We start from the raw sequence: 16,572 nt of genomic DNA, 5'->3' as shown, positions 1-16,572 counted from the left end.
CGCGCGGCGGACCGACGTCCCGTCCGCCGGGCCCGCGGGCCGCCATCATGGAGCCCGTGCCCACCCAGCCCACCGACGACGAGCTCCTGCTCATCCGGCAGTCCGGCGTCGCCCTGCGCGTCGGACGCCTCAGCCTGTCCGCCGGCACCGGCTCGTACCGCGTGAAGTCGTCGATGGCGCGCGTCGCGCACGCGCTCGGCGTCGACCGGCACGCCGCGCACGTCACCCTGACCGAGATCACCACGACCTCCCACCGCGGCCCGAGCTTCCGCACCGAGGTCGCGGAGGTCCGCAGCGTCGGCATCAACGCCGACCGGCTCGCGGAGCTCGAGCGCCTGGCGGGGTCGCTCGCCGCCCGGACCGCCGCGGGCGGCTCCGCCACGGTCGAGGAGGTCTCGGGCGCCCTCGACCGCATCGAGCGCAAGCCCCCGCTGTACCCGGCGGCCGTCAACGCGCTGTGGGCGGCGGTCGCGTGCGCGGCGTTCGCGTTCCTCAACCACGGCGGACCGATCGAGATGGCCGGCGCGTTCGTCGCCGCGTGGCTCGGGCAGCTCGCCCGCCGGCTGCTGGTGCACCGGGGGTTCAACCAGTTCGGCGTCACGATGCTCGCCGCCGCGCTGGCCTGCCTCGCCTACCTCGGGGTGGTGTCCGCGCTGCACGGGCTCGGCGCGACCGAGGTCCGGCACGCCGCGGGGTACGTGTCCGCGGTGCTGTTCCTCGTCCCCGGTTTCCCGCTGGTCACGGGCGGGCTGGACCTCGCGAAGCTCGACTTCTCCGCGGGGGTCGCCCGCCTGACCTACGCGATGATGATCCTGACCTCGGCGGCGCTCGCGGTGTGGGGCGTGTCCATCGCGGTGGGGCTGACCCCGGACCCGGAGGTCGCGGTCACCATCGAGCCCGCCGCGCTGCTGCCCCTGCGCGCGGCCGCGAGCTTCGTCGGCGTCCTCGGGTTCGCGCTGATGTTCAACAGCCCGTGGCGGATGGCGCTGGGCGCCGCGGCCGTCGGGATGCTCGCGAACACCGGCCGCCTGTACCTGGTCGACACCGGCCTCGCCCCGCAGGCCGCGGCCGCCGGTGCGGCGCTGCTCGTCGGGCTGCTGGCGGCCCTCGTCGCACCCCGGCTCGGCGTCCCGCGGATCACCGTGTCCGTGCCCGCGGTCGTCATCATGGTGCCCGGCGTGGCGGCGTACCGGTCGGTGTTCTACCTGTCGAACGGCGACACCACCGAGGCGCTGGCCTACGGCGTGCAGGCCGGTCTGGTGGTGGTCGCGCTCGCGATGGGGCTGGCCATCGCGCGGATGCTGACCGACCGGGAGTGGGCGTTCGAGCGCTGACCGTCCGGCGTTTTGCCCGGTGCCCGTGCCGCCCGGTACTGTGGCGCAGTCTGGAGACGTCGCATAGCCAGGTCTAGTGCGCGACCCTGCTAAGGTCGTGAAGGGGCAACCCTTCCGTGGGTTCAAATCCCACCGTCTCCGCATCACGAGGGCCCGGTCACGGCGACCGGGCCTTCGTCGTCCCCGGGGACCTGCGTCCCCGCCCCGCCCCCCCTGCCCCGCCCCCGCTCCCGCTCCCGCTCCCGCTCCCGCGGCCGACGAGAGGTCACGACACGCTGGGTCCGGCGCGGCTGCGTCAGCGTGTCGTGACCTCTCGTCCGCGGACGGAGGGGGGCGCGGCGGGGGTGGGGTGCGGCGAGGTGGGGCGCGGCGGGAGGGAGCGCCGGGTCAGAAGCGGCCGCCGCCGCCGCGGCGACCGCCGCCGGAGCGCCGGGAGGACGAGCTCGACCGCGTCGCGCCCGACGAGCGGCCGGACGACGACCGGCTCGACGACGACCGGCTCGACGAGGACCTGCCCGACGACGAGCGCCCGGACCACGACGACCGCGACCGTGAGCCGGACGAGCTCGACGAGCCCCACGACCACCCGCTCGACGACCCGCCGGACCAGCCGCCCGACGAGCCGAGCCCCGCGGCGTCGTCGCGCCGGCGCTGCGCCGCCGCGATGTCCGACCGCGCGGCCCGCGCGGCCTGCTCGGCGCGCTCGGCGGCGGCCCGCAGGTCGCGCAGGGCGCCCACGGGGTCGGTCCCGGACGCGGCGTCGGCCTGGGTGGCGAGCCGCTCGGCCTCGGCGAGGCGGGTGCGGGCGGCGGAGCCGACGTCGGACCGGTCGCGGGCGATCGTGGCGGTGGCGGAGGTGATCCGGGTGCGGGCGGTCTGCAGCGCCTGGGGGATCCGCTCGATCGCGTGGTACCGGGCGGCCTCCGCGGCTCGCAGGGGGTCGAGCAGCCGGTCGAGGTCACGCTCGGCGGCCTGGAGCGCGGCCAGGGCAGCGAGCGGGTCGGCGGCCTGCTCGGTCGCGGCGGCCCGGGCCTGCGCGGACCGCGCGGCGTCCACGAGGGTCGCCACCGCGACGTCGCCCGCGGCGAGCCGTGCGGCGTCGCCGAGGTCGGCGTCGACCTCCGCCGAGATCGCCGCGATCGCGCGCGGGGCGGCCTCGAGCTTCCGCGGCCCGCTGCTCGAGGGCGTCCAGGTCCGCGGCGGCGAGCCGGAGCTGCGCCCACGCCGCCTGGGCGTGCTCGACGGCGGCGACGCGGTCGGTGTCCAGGACCGCCAGCCCGGACGTGGCCTGCGCCGCGGCGGCGGCGGCACCGCCGGCGGCCCGGTCCGCCGCGCCGGCGACGTCACCCAGGGCGGTCGCGGCGAACCGCTGCGTGAGCCCGGCGGTCGTGACCCGCGCCGCCTCCACCCGCTCGGTGGTCCGGGCGGCCTCGTCGCGGGCGGCGGCCAGGTCGCGCGGCGCGTTCTCGTGCAGGTCGCGCAGCCGGTCGAAGGCGGTCCGCTGCTCGGCGATCACCGCGTGCACCCGCGCGCAGCCCGCGAGGACCGCCTCGGACAGGGCGCGGCGCTCGGCGGCCGTGTCGGGCTCGTCGTCGTCGAGCAGCTGCCGGACGCGGAACGCCTCGGCGAGCGCCGAGCGCCCGGTGCCGAGCGCCGCGGCGAACGGGGCGACCGCCGCGGTGCCGTACCGAGCCTCGGCGAAGCCGATCTCCTGCGCGGCGGCCGTCACCGCGTCGTCGGCGGCGACCAGGGCCAGCGCGGCGCTGTCGTCGAGCGCGTCGAGCTCGGCCGCGGACCGCCGCCGGCGCACCAGCCAGACACCGCCGACGACCAGCGCCGCGAGCAGCGCCAGGACGCCGACCACCGCGAGGAACGTCCGCATCCCGGCGCCCCGGGACCCGGGGACGTCCGCGTACGCGTCCGCCGCGGCGGTCGCCGCGCCCGCCCAGTCGTCGTCGCCCAGCGCCGGCTCGATCGCGTGCTGCTCGACCGACGTCAGCTCGCGGTCGGTGAGGTCGATGTCGTCCTGCACGGACACCTGGTAGCGGCGGTCCTCGACGGCGACGGCCAGCAGGATGTCGTCGCGCCCGAGGCCCGACGCCGCCGCGGTGTCCGCTGCCCACTGCTCGTTGCCCAGACCGTCGAACGAGTCCACGTAGACGACGAACAGCTGGTACGGCGTCGCGTCGTCCAGCCGGTCCAGCGCCGCCTCGACCTCCTGCTCCTGCGCCGGTGACAGCACCCCGGCGAGGTCCGTGACCGGCCCGGGCAGGTCGAGCGGCGGCTCGGCGGCGGCGGGCTCGGCGAGCGCGAGCATCGCGGCGGTGCCGACGACCGTGCACGCCAGGGCGAGGGCGCCGCGTGCGGCGGCGGACGGGCGGGCGGTCACGGGCATGCGGACTCCGGGGCGTCGGGCGGTCGGCGGGTCGGGTCTGGCCGGGGTGGCGGCGACCGGTCCCAGTGTGGCGGAGCGGACCGGATCGCGGGTGCGGACGCAGCGGTTCCTCTACTGTCTCTCCCGAGGTCACACGGTCGACAGGGGGGAACCTGCGGTGGGAGAGATCAAGCCGGGCGAGGTCCGGACGGCGGCGACGGCGGTCGAGGGGGTCGCGTCGAGCGTCCGCAACCACGTCCCCGACGAGGTCGGGCAGATCGCGGCGGCGCTCCCGGGCAGCGCCAGCGGCGCCGCCGGGTCGACGCTCGCGACCACCTGGACGGACGCGTACGCCGCGTGGGCGACCAGCGCCGAGACGCACGCCCAGTCGATGCGCGACGCCGCCGACGCCTGGACGGCCGCGAACACGACCACGGCGGACCGGTTCAACCGGTACGGCCAGACGGCGATCTGATGGTCACCCCCGCCGAGCTCGAGTCCTGGCAGCCCTCGTCGCTGACCGACATCGCCGAGTCGATCCTGAGTCACCGCCGCACCCTCACCGCCCTCGACGACGACCTCCTCGACGGCCGCCCGCCGGCGTCCTGGACGTTCGCCGACGGCGACGCGGCCCGGACGACGCACGACACCCTGACGGCCGCACTCGCGACGCAGGTCTCCGAGACCACGGGGGTGATCGACGCGCTCGACGCCGCCGCCGCGGCCATCACCACGGCGAAGAGCAGCCTCGCCGGCGCGAAGAGCACCGCCCGGTCCTACGGGATGACGGTCGACCCGACCACCGGCGCCGTGCGCTCCACCCGGACCTACGAGGACGACGCCGAGCGCGCCGACGCCCGGCTCGTCCAGCAGGACCTCGCCACCCAGATCACGTCCGCGCTGACCGACGCCCAGGCCGCCGACGACGCCCTCGCCGCCGCGCTCACCACCGCCAGCACCACCGACACCAACACCCTCGGCACGCTCACGCAGCAGCGTCAGCTCGCGGAGTTCGAGGCGAAGACACCCGCCGAGCAGGTGCAGTACCTGCTCGACCACCCGGAGGCGTACGCGTTCCTCGGGGAGCACGTGTCGCCCGAGGTGAAGGCGCAGCTGGGGAGCAGCTCGGTGCCGGGCTGGACGCCTTCGCGCGGGACGCCACCGGGTTCACCGACGCCGACGCCGTCCAGCGCCAGACCGATCTGCTGAGCGCGTTCGGCGACGACCCCGCCGTCATGGGGCCGATGTACGAGCGCCTCGGACCGGACGGGCTCCTCGGGACCCTCAGCGGTCTGAGCGACGGGCTGTACGGCGTGCGCGACCGGAGCGGCCTCGAGGCCCTGGCAGCGGAGCTGCGCGGCGGACTCGCGACCGCCACCCAGGCACCCGGGTTCGCCGGCAGGACGTTCGGCGAGGACCTCGTGCGCCTCGCGACCGGCACTGCGGAGGGCGCGGACCAGAACGACTTCGACCGGGCGTTCCCGGGGCCCACCGCGCTGAGTGGGGCCCTGGACTACCTCCTGCGCGAGGGGACGTACGGCGAGTCGTTCGTCCGCGGTGCGCTGTGGAAGCTCGACGCGTTCGAGCGCAGCAACCCGGACCGTGCCGCGCTGTGGATCGAGGCGGGCGCGACGCAGTCCCCGTTCGGCGGGCTCGGGATGGACCCTGGCGACCTGCGCCAGCCGGATCCGACGGCCGCCGCGATGGGCCAGCTCGTCGACCACCCGGTGCTGGGCCTCGAGTTCTTCTCCGGCGACGAGGAGCGGGGCGCGTACTACTTCGCCGAGCGTGACTGGAGCAGGGACGGGTTCGCGGGGATCTCCGAGGCCGCGCTCGCGATCGGGACGGACCCGGAGAACATCGCAGCGGACCCCGAGAAGACCGGGTTGTTCGTCTCCGACTTCTTCGGCCGGCTGCCGGACAACGAGCACTTCACAGCGGAGGACGCGGGAGGTGCGTCCGAGCCTCTGGGCGCGCTGCTGAAGCAGTACATGCCGAGCGTGCAGATCGCCGTCGGTAGTGAGACGTCAGCGAACGGCGCGGCGGCGGTGACGACACTGTCTGACGACTTCCTTCCTCGGCTCCAGAACCAGCCGATCCTCTACTCGAAGGATCTCGACAGCATCCTCAAGGTCGCGCTCAGCACCGACGAGGGCATGGCCCGCATCGCCGAGGGCGTTGCGAACTACCGGCAGGCGTCCATCGGGGGCTGGGCGGCGTTGAACGGAGCTGGCGTGGAGGCAGCGACGCACCAGGCGCTGGAGCACGTCCTCACGACGAGCACGAAGCTGGAGGGCCACATGCAGGAGGCCCTCAGCCAGATAGACATCGCCGGGGCGAAGTCGCGCGACCAGCAGGTCGCCGCGTTCACCGGGTTGGTCTCGAAGGCGACCGGACTGGTTCCTCTCCCAGGCGCAGACATGGTGGTCGACACCGTTGGATCTACGGGCAAGCAGCTGGCCGACGCCGCGTGGTCGCAGATCAAGAACGTCCCGAGCGGTCAGATCACCCAGATCTTCGGCGGCAACGAGGACGCTGCCCGCGCCGAGGCGACGGACGCTTTCAAGGACGGGCAGGCGCGGGCACTCGTGTCGAGCTACCTGGCGCTCGCTCAGGCGGGCGTCGTGGAGATCCCTGCCGAACAGCTGGGCACCTGGATGCCGGAGGGGCGGTTGCTGACGCTCGACGAGATCTCGGTCGACGAACTCGGCGCCCGCGATTCCGAGGCCGCGAATGCGTTGCGGTGGATCGTGTCGCCGGACGCGATCAAGGGCGCATATGCCGATCCTTACGGCGTGATCAGTGTCGGGAAGCAACCGTGAAGCGCGCACGGCTGCTCGCCCTCGGTGCGCTGCTGGCCCTGGCGGGCTGCTCGTCGGCGCCGGTGCTGCTGCCGGAGGACGAGTTCGACGACGTGACGATCGTCGAACACGACACGAAGTACTCGATCGCACCCGGGTGGACGTGGTGCCGGGCGATGAGCCCGGTCGAGTACGGGGGCGATCCGGACCGCGGAACCTGGTTGGAGATCGACGGAGGCCCGTCCGTCGGGGCGACGGTGCTGGACCAGTCGGGGATCGGCGAGGACTCGGCGGGCTTGGTGGCTGAGTTCGTGGCTGACGCGGACCAGTGCACGCTCTCGGCTGCGACCATCGGCACGGGACGCTCGATCGAGCCGCTCGACGGGCAGGGCGACGGCGTGACGGCGTGGCGGACCGAGGACCCGAACGGGGTCTGGGGCGAGTTCGCCGTGCTGCCGCTGGACGACACCCGGGTGCTGGCGGTGGGTTTCCAGACGGATCGTGACCAGGCCCCAGCCGAGCTGACGGACCTGATCGCCCTGGCTCGCGAGGGGGCAGGGTGACGTCCACGCGTCGCGTGGGTGCGGCGCTCGCCGCGATAGGGGCCGCGTTTCTCTCTGGCTGCTCGTCCGCGCCGGTGCTGCTGCCGGAGGACGAGTTCGACGACGTGACGATCGTCGAGCAGAACACCACGTACTCGATCGCGCCCGGGTGGACGTGGTGCCAGGTGATGAGTCCGGGGCTCTACGTGGGTGATCCGGTGCACGGGACGTGGTTGGAGATCGACGGTCGGCCGTCGGTCGGTGCGACGGTCCTGGACCGGTCCGGGTTCGGTCAGGACGCGTCGGACCTGGTCGCCGAGTTCGTGGTGCACGCCGACCAGTGCGCGCTCGAGGGCCGGGAGATCGGCGTCGGGCGATCGGTCGAGCCGCTCGAGGGACTCGGGCAGGGTGTCACCGCGTGGCGGACCGAGGACCCGAACGGGGTCTGGGGTGAGTTCGCCGTGCTGCCACTGGACGACACCCGGGTGCTGGCGGTGGGTTTCCAGACGGATCGCGACGAGGCTCCCGCGGAGCTCGAGGACCTCATCTCCCTCGCACGGCAGCGGGCGACCACGGACGGGTGAACCGCTCCGCAGGTCAGCGCGTGCCGTCCTCTACTGTCTCTCCCTGTGCCAGGTGGTCGACGAGGGGGATCTGCGGTGGGAGCGAGTCGGTCGGGCGGGACCGTGCGCCGCACGGCCGCACGGCGTGGCTGGCTGCTGACCGTCGGTGTGCTGCTCGCGCTCACCGCCTGCGCCCCGGCCGGCGCCGTGCTGGACCCGGCCGCCGGCCTGGCGGAGCAGCTGCGGGCCGTCGCCCGGGACGCGCGGGTGCTCGCCGACGCCGACGCGGTGGACCGGCTGACGGACGCGGTCGACGCCGCGCGCGACGACGCCGCGTCGGTGGTCGACGCGCTGGGCCCGGACGGGGTCCTCGCCGCGGTCGACGCCGTGGCCGCGGTGCTGCGGGTCGCTGGCGCCGACGACGTGGCGGGACTGACGCGGTTGGCGGACGCCGTGCGGTCGACGGTGCAGGCGGCGTCGGTGACACCGGGGTTCGACGGCGCGACGTTCGGCACGGACCTGGTGCGGTACGCGACGGGGACGGCGGACGAGCAGCGGCAGCGCGCGTTCGAGCGGCTGGACCGGTCAGCGGGTGGCCACGCGGCGGTGCTCACCCACCTGCTCGCGGAGGGCGCGTACGGCCAGGACCTGGTCCGCGGCGTCGCGTGGGCGCTGGACGAGGTCGAGCGCGCGGACCCGGTCGGGGCGGCGTCGTGGGTGCGGCACGGGACCACGGGCGCCCCGCTGGGCGGGCCGGGTGCGGACCCGGTGGCCGAGGCGATGGGGCAGCTCGCGCAGCACCCGGCGCTGGCGCTGGAGTTCTTCGTCGCCGACCCGGCCCGCAGCGGCTACTACCTCGCGGAGCGGGACTGGAGCCGGGACGGCTTCGCGGGGATCGCCGCGGTGGCGCTCGCCGTGGGCACGGACCCGGACAACCTGGCGGCGGAGCCGGAGCGGACGGGGCTGCTGGTGTCCACCGTCGCCGACCAGCTCTGGAAGAACCCGGCGTTCACCCCGGAGCGCGCCGCCGGGGCGTCGGAGGCCGTCGCGGACCTGCTCAAGCACTACGTGGTGGCGGTGGACGTCGCCACGCCGTTCGGCGTCCCGGGCCCCGACTACCCTGCCCGGACCTGGGACCTGTCGCTCAGCAGCATCGGGCCGTTCACGGCGTACCCCGTGATGGACGGCCCGGACGTCGAGGGTCTGCTCGCCGTGGCGCTGAGCACCGACGAGGGCGTGGCGCGGATCGCCGAGGGCGTGGCGGGCTACCGGCAGGCGGAGCTCGCGAGCTTCGCGGCCCGGTACCCCGAGCCCGACGCCGCGCGCGTCCACGCGATCGAGCTGGAGAACATCCTGTACGCGTCGACCGGTCTCGACGCCGTCGTGCGCGGCGAGCTGCGCGCGACCGGACCCGATGCCGACCGGCGGGTCGCCGCGTACGTCGACCTCGTGTCGCGTGCCGAGGCGGACCTGCCGGTGCCGTTCGTCTACCGGACGACCGACGTGCGCGAGGACCCGGGTACCGACGGCGGCCCCGCGTGGGTCGACGTCCGGCAGCTCCCCGCCGACGTCGTCGAGCGGGCGTTCGCCCGGGCGTCGTCCCGGCCCCCGTCCGAGCAGGACGGCCGCGACCGGGTGTGGGTGACGGCCTACCGCGCGCTGCTCGAGGCGGGTGTGCTCGCCCTGCCGGACGACCTGGCCGGCGCGTGGGCGCCGGGCGGGGAGCTCGTGACGCTCGGGGACATCCCGGCGGACGCGCTCGGGGAGCGCGCCGTCGAGGCCCGCGAGCCGATCGGGTTCCTGCTCAGCGACCTCGACGTCGAGCGGTGGGCCGCCGAGCTGGACGGGGACTGACCGGCGACGTCGCCGGTCGCTACAGTCGCCCCACCGGTGCGGGCGACGGCGCCCCACCCCGGGCGGTCGAGGGGGCGGCGTGGACGCGGACGTCATCGTCGTGGGTGGTGGGCTGGCGGGTCTGGTGGCGGCGGACGAGCTGGTCCGGGCGGGCCGGCGGGTCACGGTGGTCGAGCAGGAGGGACCGGCGGACCTGGGCGGGCAGGCGTTCTGGTCGTTCGGCGGCCTGTTCCTGGTCGACAGCCCGATGCAGCGCCGCGCGGGGATCCGGGACTCCCTCGACCTGGCGTGGCGGGACTGGCAGGGCAGCGCGGGCTGGGACCGGCTCGACGGTCACCTGCCGGAGGACGCGTGGGCGGTGCGCTGGGGCCGGGCGTTCGTGGAGTTCGCCGCGGGCGAGGCGCTGCCGTGGCTGCGCGACCGCGGGGTGCGGTTCACGCCGGTGGTGGGCTGGGCGGAGCGCGGTGACGGGCGCGCGGGCGGGCACGGCAACTCGGTGCCGCGGTTCCACGTGCCGTGGGGGACCGGCACGGGGGTCGTCGAGCCGTTCGCGGACCGGGTGCGGGAGGCGGCGGCGGACGGGCGGCTGACCCTGCTGCACCGGCGCCGCGTCGACGGGCTGGTCCGCACCGGCGGGGCGGTGACCGGGGTGCACGGGTCGGTGCTGGCGGAGGACCCGACGCCCCGCGGGGTGGCGTCGAACCGCGACGTGGTGGGCGACTTCACGCTGAGCGCGGGCGCGGTGCTGCTCGCGAGCGGGGGGATCGGCGGGAACCACGACCTGGTGCGGCGCTGGTGGCCGGAGCGGCTGGGCACGCCGCCGGCGACGATGCTCACCGGCGTGCCCGCGCACGTGGACGGCCGGGTGCTGGATCTCGCGGAGGCCGAGGGCGTGCGCCTGGTGAACCGGGACCGGATGTGGCACTACACCGAGGGCATCGCGAACTGGGCGCCGGTGTGGCCGGGGCACGGCATCCGGATCCTGCCGGGGCCGTCGTCGCTGTGGCTGGACGCGCTCGGGCGCCGGCTGCCCCCGCCGGGCCTGCCCGGGCACGACACGATCGGCACGCTCCGGCTGCTGCGCACCGACCCGGACCTGGCCCCGCACGACCACTCCTGGTTCGTGCTGACGCGGCGGATCATCGCCAAGGAGCTCGCGCTGTCCGGGTCGGAGCAGAACCCCGACCTCACCGGCCGGGACTACCGGCTGCTGCTCGCGAGCCGGCTCGGGCGGGGCGCGCCGGGGCCCGTCGCGGCGTTCCAGCGCGGCGGCGCGGACTTCGTCACCGCGAGCACCCTGCGGGAGCTGGTCGCGGGGATGAACGCGCTGACGCCGGAGCCGCTGCTCGACCCGGGCGCCGTCGAGCGGCAGGTGCGCGACCGCGACGCCCAGCTGGCGAACCCGTTCACGAAGGACGCGCAGGTCCAGAGCATCCACAACGCCCGGCGGTACCGGGGCGACCGGCTGCTGCGGGTCGCGGCACCGCACCGGCTGCTGGACCCGGACGCCGGGCCGCTGGTCGCGGTCCGGCTGCGGGTCATCACGCGCAAGACACTCGGCGGCATCCAGACCGACCTCGACGGCCGGGCGCTGGGCCGCGACGGCGCACCGGTGCCCGGGCTGTACGCCGCGGGGGAGGCGGCGGGGTTCGGCGGCGGCGGGATGCACGGGTACAACGCGCTGGAGGGGACGTTCCTCGGGGGCTGCCTGCTGACCGGACGGACAGCCGGTCGGGCGCTCGCGCGAGATTCCTGAGACCCGGTGCATCCACGGACGGGGGTGCGGCCGTAGTAGGGGTGTCAGCACATCCCGCCCCGCAGGGGGCACGGACCGAGGAGCACGCATGCGTCACCGTCCGTTCGTCACCGGAGCCGCCGGACTCGCCGCCGCGGCCGTCGTCGCGGCCGTCGCCGCGCTGCCCGCGTCAGCCGCCACCGCGAGCACCGCCTCGCTCTCCGTCCTGCACGGTGTCCCCGACGTCACCGTGGACGTCTGGCTCGACGGCACCCGCGCGCTGGACGACTTCACGCCCGGCACGCTCGCCGGGCCGCTCGACGTCCCCGCCGGCGCGCACTCGATCGTCATCACCGCGTCCGACGCCACCGACATCAGCTCGCCGGTGATCGGCCCCGTCGACGTCACGCTCGACGCCGGCGCCAGCTACACCGCCGCCGCGCACCTGGACACCGCGGGCCAGCCGACCGCCACGCTCTACACGAACGACCTCTCCGCGATCCCCGCGGGCCAGGCGCGCCTGACAGTCCGGCACACGGCAGCGGCCCCGGCCGTCGACGTGCTCGCCGGCGGCAGCCCGGTGGTCACCAACCTGTCGAACCCCGGCGAGCAGTCGCTCACCGTCCCCGCGGGGACCGTGTCCGCGGCCGTCGCCGCCACGGGCACCACCACGCCGGTGATCGGCCCGACCGACCTGCCGCTCGCCGAGGGCGTCAGCACGATCGTCTACGCGTGGGGCTCGCTCGACGCCGGCAACCTGCAGCTCGCGGTGCAGACCATCGACGGCCTCCACTCCGCGCCCGGCGGCGTGCCGTCCGGTGAGCTCGGTCTCGCGGCCGACGGCGGCAGCAGCACCCCGGCGCTGGTCGGCGGGGCGGTCCTGCTCGCCGGTCTCGGCGCCGCGCTGATCGCCCGGCGCAGCACGCGTCCGGTCGCGCGTCAGCAGGCTGCGGGGCGCTGAGGTCCGGATGACCCCCACCGACGCCCGGCCGCGCCGTCGCCCCCACGGCGCGGTCGGGCTCGTCGCGGCGGCCCTGCTGCTGGTCGGCGGCGCGGGCGTGCTCGGTGCGCTGTCCGGGGACCCGGACGCACCGGGCGCCCCGCGCACGACCGTCGGCGCCGCGGCGACGGCCACCCCGACGGCCCCCGCGCCGACGGGACCCGCACCGGCGGACCCCGCCGCGCCGGACGTCCCCCGGGTCGCGGCCACCCCGCCGCCCGTGGACGCGGCGTCGTCCCCGGCGGGTGCCCCGGTGCGGGTCGTCGTGCCCGCGCACGACGTGGACATGCCGGTCGACCCCGTCGGGGTCGCCGCGGACGGCCAGATGGAGATCCCGCCGCTCGCCGAGCGGGGCGGCTGGTACCGGTTCGGCGCCGACCCGGCCGACGCCGCCGGCACGACGGTGATCGCCGGGCACGTCGACTCGGTGGCCTCCGCCGGGACCGGGCCGTTCGTCCGGCTGCCGGAGGTCCGGGCCGGGGACGCCGTCGAGCTCACGCTCGCCGACGGGACCACCCGGGCCTACGCGGTGCAGAGCGTGACGAGGGTGCCGAAGTCCGAGGCGCGCTGGCCCGACGTGTTCACCCGCGAGGGCGAGGCGCGGCTGGCGCTCATCACCTGCGGCGGCGCGTTCGACACCGCGACGCGGCACTACACCGACAACGTGCTGGTCATCGCCACCCCGGTCGGCGCATGATGGGGGCGGTGCCGTCCCCGGCCGGCGGCGTCCCCCGGACCGCGAGGATGGTCCCCCGGACCGCGAGGAGGCGCGCCCTGTCCAGCACCGTGGCGCACCTGCGGCCCCCGCCCGAGTGGGACGACGACGCGCTCGCCCGGGCGTTCGAGGCCGGCGACGAGCAGGCGCTCGCCGAGGCGTACCGGCGGTGGTCGACGTTCGTGCACACCGTGGCCCTGCGCTCCCTCGGGTCCGCGGCCGACGCGGAGGACGTCACCCAGCAGGTGTTCGTGCAGGCGTGGCGCGGGCGCGCCGGGTACCGGACCGACCGGGGCCCGCTGCGCGGCTGGCTCACCGGCATCACGCGCAACGCCGTCGCCGACGCCCTCGGGCGCCGCACCCGGGACGTGCGGGACGTGCACGCGGTCGCCGCGCGCACCGGGCGGGACCCGGAGCCGGAGGTCGCCCAGGTCGCGGACCGGGTGGTGGTCACCGACGAGCTCGACCGGCTCGGCGAGCCCCAGCGGACGATCCTGGCGCTCGCGTTCTACGCCGACCTCACCCACGACGAGATCGCCCGGCGCCTCGAGCTGCCGCTGGGCACCGTGAAGAGCCACATCAGACGTAGCCTGCTGCGACTGCGCGACCGGTTGGAGGTGGAGGGTGCCGCACATCGACCCTGACTCCGTCGCGCTCGCGGCGCTGGGCGAGCCGCTGCCCGCGGCCGACCGCGCGCACCTGGCCGACTGCGCCGACTGCGCCCGGGAGGTGGCCTCGCTGGCCGCGACCGTGGCCGTCGGCCGCGCCGCCGGTGGCGAGCCGCCCGTCCCCGCGCCCGACGCGGTGTGGGAGCGGATCCGGGGCGAGCTCGGCCTCGACCCGGCGCTGGTGCCCGCCGCCGACGACCCCGGTCCCGGGACCGTCGGGACCGTCGGGACCGTCGGGGCCGGGCACGCCCCGGACGTGGGGCGGCGCCCGGGCGCACCCCGGGGCCGGTCCCGGTTCGTCGCGCTCGCGGCCGCCGCCGGCCTCGTCGTCGGCGCCGCCGGGGGTGGCCTGGTCGTGGCCGCCACCCGCGACGACGGCCCCGCGGAGCCGTCCGTGCTCGCGGAGGCCGTGCTCGACGCGCTGCCCGGGTGGACCGCCACCGGCGACGCGCTCGTCGAGGAGGACCCCGACGGCCGGCGCACGCTCGTCGTGCGGCTGGCCGGCGACGAGGGCGACGGGTTCCGCGAGGTGTGGCTGCTGGACCGCGACGCCACCCGGCTGGTCGGCCTGGGCGTGCTCGACGGCGACGAGGGCCGGTTCTCGATCCCGGTCGGGCTGGACCTCGACGACTACGCGCTGGTCGACGTGTCCGCGGAGCAGTTCGACGGCGACCCGTCGCACTCCGGCGACAGCATCCTGCGCGGGGAAGCTGAGCACTCCCGCCTGACGGGGCCCGCGCCGCGCGGGGCCGAGGTCCGCCGCGCGGGCGAGCCGGGCTTGCGACGAAGGTCGTAACCCCGGTGGGCACCCGCGCCCGATGTGCCGTGGCTCCGCGCTGACCAGGCTGGACGTCAGGCAGGGGGTGACGCCGCACGGGGTCTCCCGGACACCGCCCCGCCGTCGAGGAGGGCCCGTGCCCACCACCGACCTGACCCCCGACCACGCGCCCCCGGTCCCCGTCCGTGGCCGGCGGGTGACCCGCGCGCTCGCCGCGGTCGCCGCCGTCGCGCTGCTGGGCGGCACCGTCGCGGCCTGCGCCCCGGGTACCGCGCCGGTCGCCGAGCCCGCGCCGCCGATCACCGCGCCGGCTGCTCCGGCTGCCGACTGGTCCGCCACGGGCGCGCCCGCGCTCGACCGGGCCGACGTCGACGCGTGGCTCGACGGCCTGCTGCCGGCCGCCCTCGACCGCACCCGCATCGCCGGGGCGGCCGTCTCCGTCGTGCACGACGGCGAGCTCGTCACCGCCCGCGGCTACGGCTGGGCGGACACCGGCGCCGACGGCGGCGACCCCGTCCCGGTCGACCCGGAGTCCACGCTGTTCCGGCCCGGTTCGGTGTCCAAGCTCGTGACCGCCACCGCCGTCATGCAGCTCGTCGAGGCCGGGGAGGTCGACCTCGACGCACCGGTTGCCGACTACCTCGACTTCGCGGCGCCGACGACGTTCGACGAGCCGATCACGCTGCGGCACCTGCTCACCCACACCGCGGGGTTCGAGGAGCGCGTCGCCGGGCTGATCGGCGTCGAGGGCGACCCCGTCGACCTGCGGGCCGCGCTGTCCACCGACGCGCCCGAGCAGGTGTACCGCCCCGGGACGGTCCCCGCGTACTCGAACTACGGCAACGCGCTCGCGGGCTACGTCGTCGAGCACGTCAGCGGCGAGCGGTTCGAGGACTACGTCGCCGAGCACGTCCTCGAGCCCGCGGGGATGACCACCGCGACGTTCGAGCAGCCGCTGCCCGACGCGCTGCGTAACCAGATGTCCCGCGGCTACGCCACCGCGGACGGCCCCGCGTCGCCGTTCGAGGTCGTCGGCGTCGCCCCCGCCGGCGCGCTGTCCGCCAGCGCGACCGACATGGCCGGCTTCATGCTCGCGCAGCTCGGCGAGCCCACCGGCGAGCCCCTGCTCGTCCCCGAGACCCTGGAGCTCATGCACGCCCCGGCGCTCGACGCCGACACCCTCGGCACCCTCGCCGACGGCCCCCGGATGGCCCTCGGGTTCTTCGACGAGAGCCGCAACGGGCACGACATCGTCGGCCACGGCGGCGACACGAACGTCTTCCACTCCCACCTGCAGCTCTACCCGCAGGAGCGCACCGGCATCTTCGTGTCGTTCAACAGCTCGGGCGAGGGCGCCGCGGACACCGTCGAGCTCCGCGACCAGCTGATGCACGGGTTCGCCGACCGGTACTTCCCGGCCGATGACCCCGCCGCCGCCCCGGTGCCCACGGTCGACGCGGACACCGCCCGGGAGCACGCCGCGCAGGCCGCGGGCAGCGACGTCGGCTCGCGGAACATGCACAGCACGTTCCTGGCGGTGCTCGACGTCCTGCAGCCCACCCACGTGACCGCGCAGGACGACGGCCGGATCCTGATCGCCCCCGGTCCCGGCACCGACCACCCGGTCCTGTTCGAGGAGGTCGAGCCCTGGGTGTGGCAGGAGGTCGGCGGGCAGCAGCGCATCGCCGCCCGCGCCACGGACGGGAAGGTCGAGGCGATCTCCTGGCAGTCCGCGTTCACGCTGCTGCGCGCCGAGCCCGCGAACGCCGTCGCGGTGCCGGTGCTGCTGGCCTCGGTGGCCGTGCTGCTCGTGACCGCGCTCGCCTGGGCCGCCGCCGCGGTGGTCCGCCGGGTCCGTCGCCGCCCCGCCCCGCCCCGCGAGGGTCGCGTCCTGCGGGTGCTGACCCGGGTCGCCGCGGGGACGGCCGTCGTCGCCCTCGCCGGGTGGTTCCTGGTGATCCAGACCGTCATGGGCCTGCAGGAGGTGCCGACCGCACCGATCCGCGTGCTGCAGGTGCTCCAGGGGCTCGCCGTCGTGGGCCTGGTGCCCGCGGTGCTGCGTCTGGCCGGTGACCTCCGCGCCCAGGCCGGCTGGCGACGGGTGCTGGCGAGCGTGCTGGTGCTGGCCGCGCTGGCCGGGGTCGCCTGGTTCGCGGTCACGTACCGGCTGCTCGCGCCGAGCGTCTCGTACTGACCTGCCCGTCGCCA

At 76.1% G+C, this 16,572-nt stretch carries 15 protein-coding genes and 1 tRNA gene; 14 read left to right on the top strand and 2 right to left on the bottom strand.

Going from position 1 to position 16,572, the window contains the following annotated elements; genetic code table 11:
• Positions 1-47: 47 nt before the first annotated feature.
• Both AC1VL8_RS03265 and AC1VL8_RS03260 read left to right on the top strand, forming a co-directional pair.
• On the top strand, positions 48-1,334 hold the full coding sequence (locus AC1VL8_RS03265; protein WP_389232354.1) for a threonine/serine exporter family protein: 1,287 nt from the start codon (positions 48-50) through the stop codon (positions 1,332-1,334).
• 52 nt (positions 1,335-1,386) lie between these two features.
• A tRNA-Ser gene (locus AC1VL8_RS03260) sits at positions 1,387-1,475 on the top strand.
• Positions 1,476-1,721: 246 nt separating this feature from the next.
• Here AC1VL8_RS03260 and AC1VL8_RS03255 read toward each other — a convergent pair.
• Both AC1VL8_RS03255 and AC1VL8_RS03250 read right to left on the bottom strand, forming a co-directional pair.
• Positions 1,722-2,402, bottom strand: a complete 681-nt coding sequence (locus AC1VL8_RS03255) for a hypothetical protein (protein WP_483074128.1) — start codon at positions 2,400-2,402, stop codon at positions 1,722-1,724.
• Positions 2,293-3,729, bottom strand: coding sequence for a TPM domain-containing protein (locus AC1VL8_RS03250; protein WP_483074127.1), 1,437 nt, complete (start codon positions 3,727-3,729; stop codon positions 2,293-2,295). Before AC1VL8_RS03250 ends, AC1VL8_RS03255 begins: the two co-directional genes overlap by 110 nt.
• A 157-nt stretch (positions 3,730-3,886) precedes the next feature.
• Between AC1VL8_RS03250 and AC1VL8_RS03245 the strand changes: the two genes are divergently transcribed.
• From AC1VL8_RS03245 to AC1VL8_RS03190, 12 genes are all read left to right on the top strand, one after another.
• Positions 3,887-4,183: a hypothetical protein gene (locus AC1VL8_RS03245; protein ID WP_483074126.1), complete on the top strand. Its 297-nt coding sequence runs from the start codon at positions 3,887-3,889 to the stop codon at positions 4,181-4,183.
• A complete protein-coding gene (locus AC1VL8_RS03240; protein WP_483074125.1) occupies positions 4,183-4,917 on the top strand; it encodes a hypothetical protein in 735 nt (244 codons plus the stop codon). The genes AC1VL8_RS03245 and AC1VL8_RS03240 overlap by 1 nt, the downstream gene beginning before the upstream one ends.
• 35 nt (positions 4,918-4,952) lie before the next feature.
• A complete protein-coding gene (locus AC1VL8_RS03235; RefSeq protein ID WP_483074124.1) occupies positions 4,953-6,530 on the top strand; it encodes a DUF6571 family protein in 1,578 nt (525 codons plus the stop codon).
• Positions 6,531-6,592: 62 nt separating this feature from the next.
• Entirely contained in the window at positions 6,593-7,072 is a 480-nt protein-coding gene (locus AC1VL8_RS03230; RefSeq protein ID WP_483074123.1) for a hypothetical protein, read from the top strand.
• A gap of 74 nt (positions 7,073-7,146) precedes the next feature.
• Positions 7,147-7,635, top strand: a complete 489-nt coding sequence (locus tag AC1VL8_RS03225) for a hypothetical protein (RefSeq protein ID WP_483074122.1) — start codon at positions 7,147-7,149, stop codon at positions 7,633-7,635.
• A 102-nt stretch (positions 7,636-7,737) separates the two neighbouring features.
• Positions 7,738-9,468 (top strand): hypothetical protein, encoded by a 1,731-nt coding sequence (locus tag AC1VL8_RS03220; protein ID WP_483074121.1) that lies wholly within the window; start codon positions 7,738-7,740, stop codon positions 9,466-9,468.
• Between the two features lie 79 nt (positions 9,469-9,547).
• Positions 9,548-11,224 carry an FAD-binding dehydrogenase gene (locus tag AC1VL8_RS03215; RefSeq protein ID WP_483074120.1) on the top strand — a complete coding sequence of 559 codons (1,677 nt, stop codon included), beginning with the start codon at positions 9,548-9,550 and terminating at the stop codon, positions 11,222-11,224.
• 88 nt (positions 11,225-11,312) lie between these two features.
• Complete coding sequence (locus AC1VL8_RS03210; protein WP_483074119.1) at positions 11,313-12,164, top strand: DUF4397 domain-containing protein; 852 nt, start codon at positions 11,313-11,315, stop codon at positions 12,162-12,164.
• A 7-nt stretch (positions 12,165-12,171) separates the two neighbouring features.
• A complete protein-coding gene (locus AC1VL8_RS03205; RefSeq protein WP_389232332.1) occupies positions 12,172-12,900 on the top strand; it encodes a class F sortase in 729 nt (242 codons plus the stop codon).
• 8 nt (positions 12,901-12,908) lie between these two features.
• A complete protein-coding gene (locus AC1VL8_RS03200) occupies positions 12,909-13,562 on the top strand; it encodes an RNA polymerase sigma factor (RefSeq protein WP_483074118.1) in 654 nt (217 codons plus the stop codon).
• On the top strand, positions 13,543-14,382 hold the full coding sequence (locus AC1VL8_RS03195) for an anti-sigma factor (protein WP_483074117.1): 840 nt from the start codon (positions 13,543-13,545) through the stop codon (positions 14,380-14,382). The genes AC1VL8_RS03200 and AC1VL8_RS03195 overlap by 20 nt, the downstream gene beginning before the upstream one ends.
• 118 nt (positions 14,383-14,500) lie before the next feature.
• The gene (locus tag AC1VL8_RS03190; RefSeq protein ID WP_483074116.1) at positions 14,501-16,558 is read left to right on the top strand and encodes a serine hydrolase domain-containing protein; all 2,058 of its coding nucleotides are present in this window, start codon (positions 14,501-14,503) and stop codon (positions 16,556-16,558) included.
• Positions 16,559-16,572 lie beyond the last annotated feature (14 nt).

This window comes from Cellulomonas sp. KU4C, from assembly GCF_056868065.1.
This window is presented reverse-complemented; position numbering and strand designations above follow the sequence as displayed.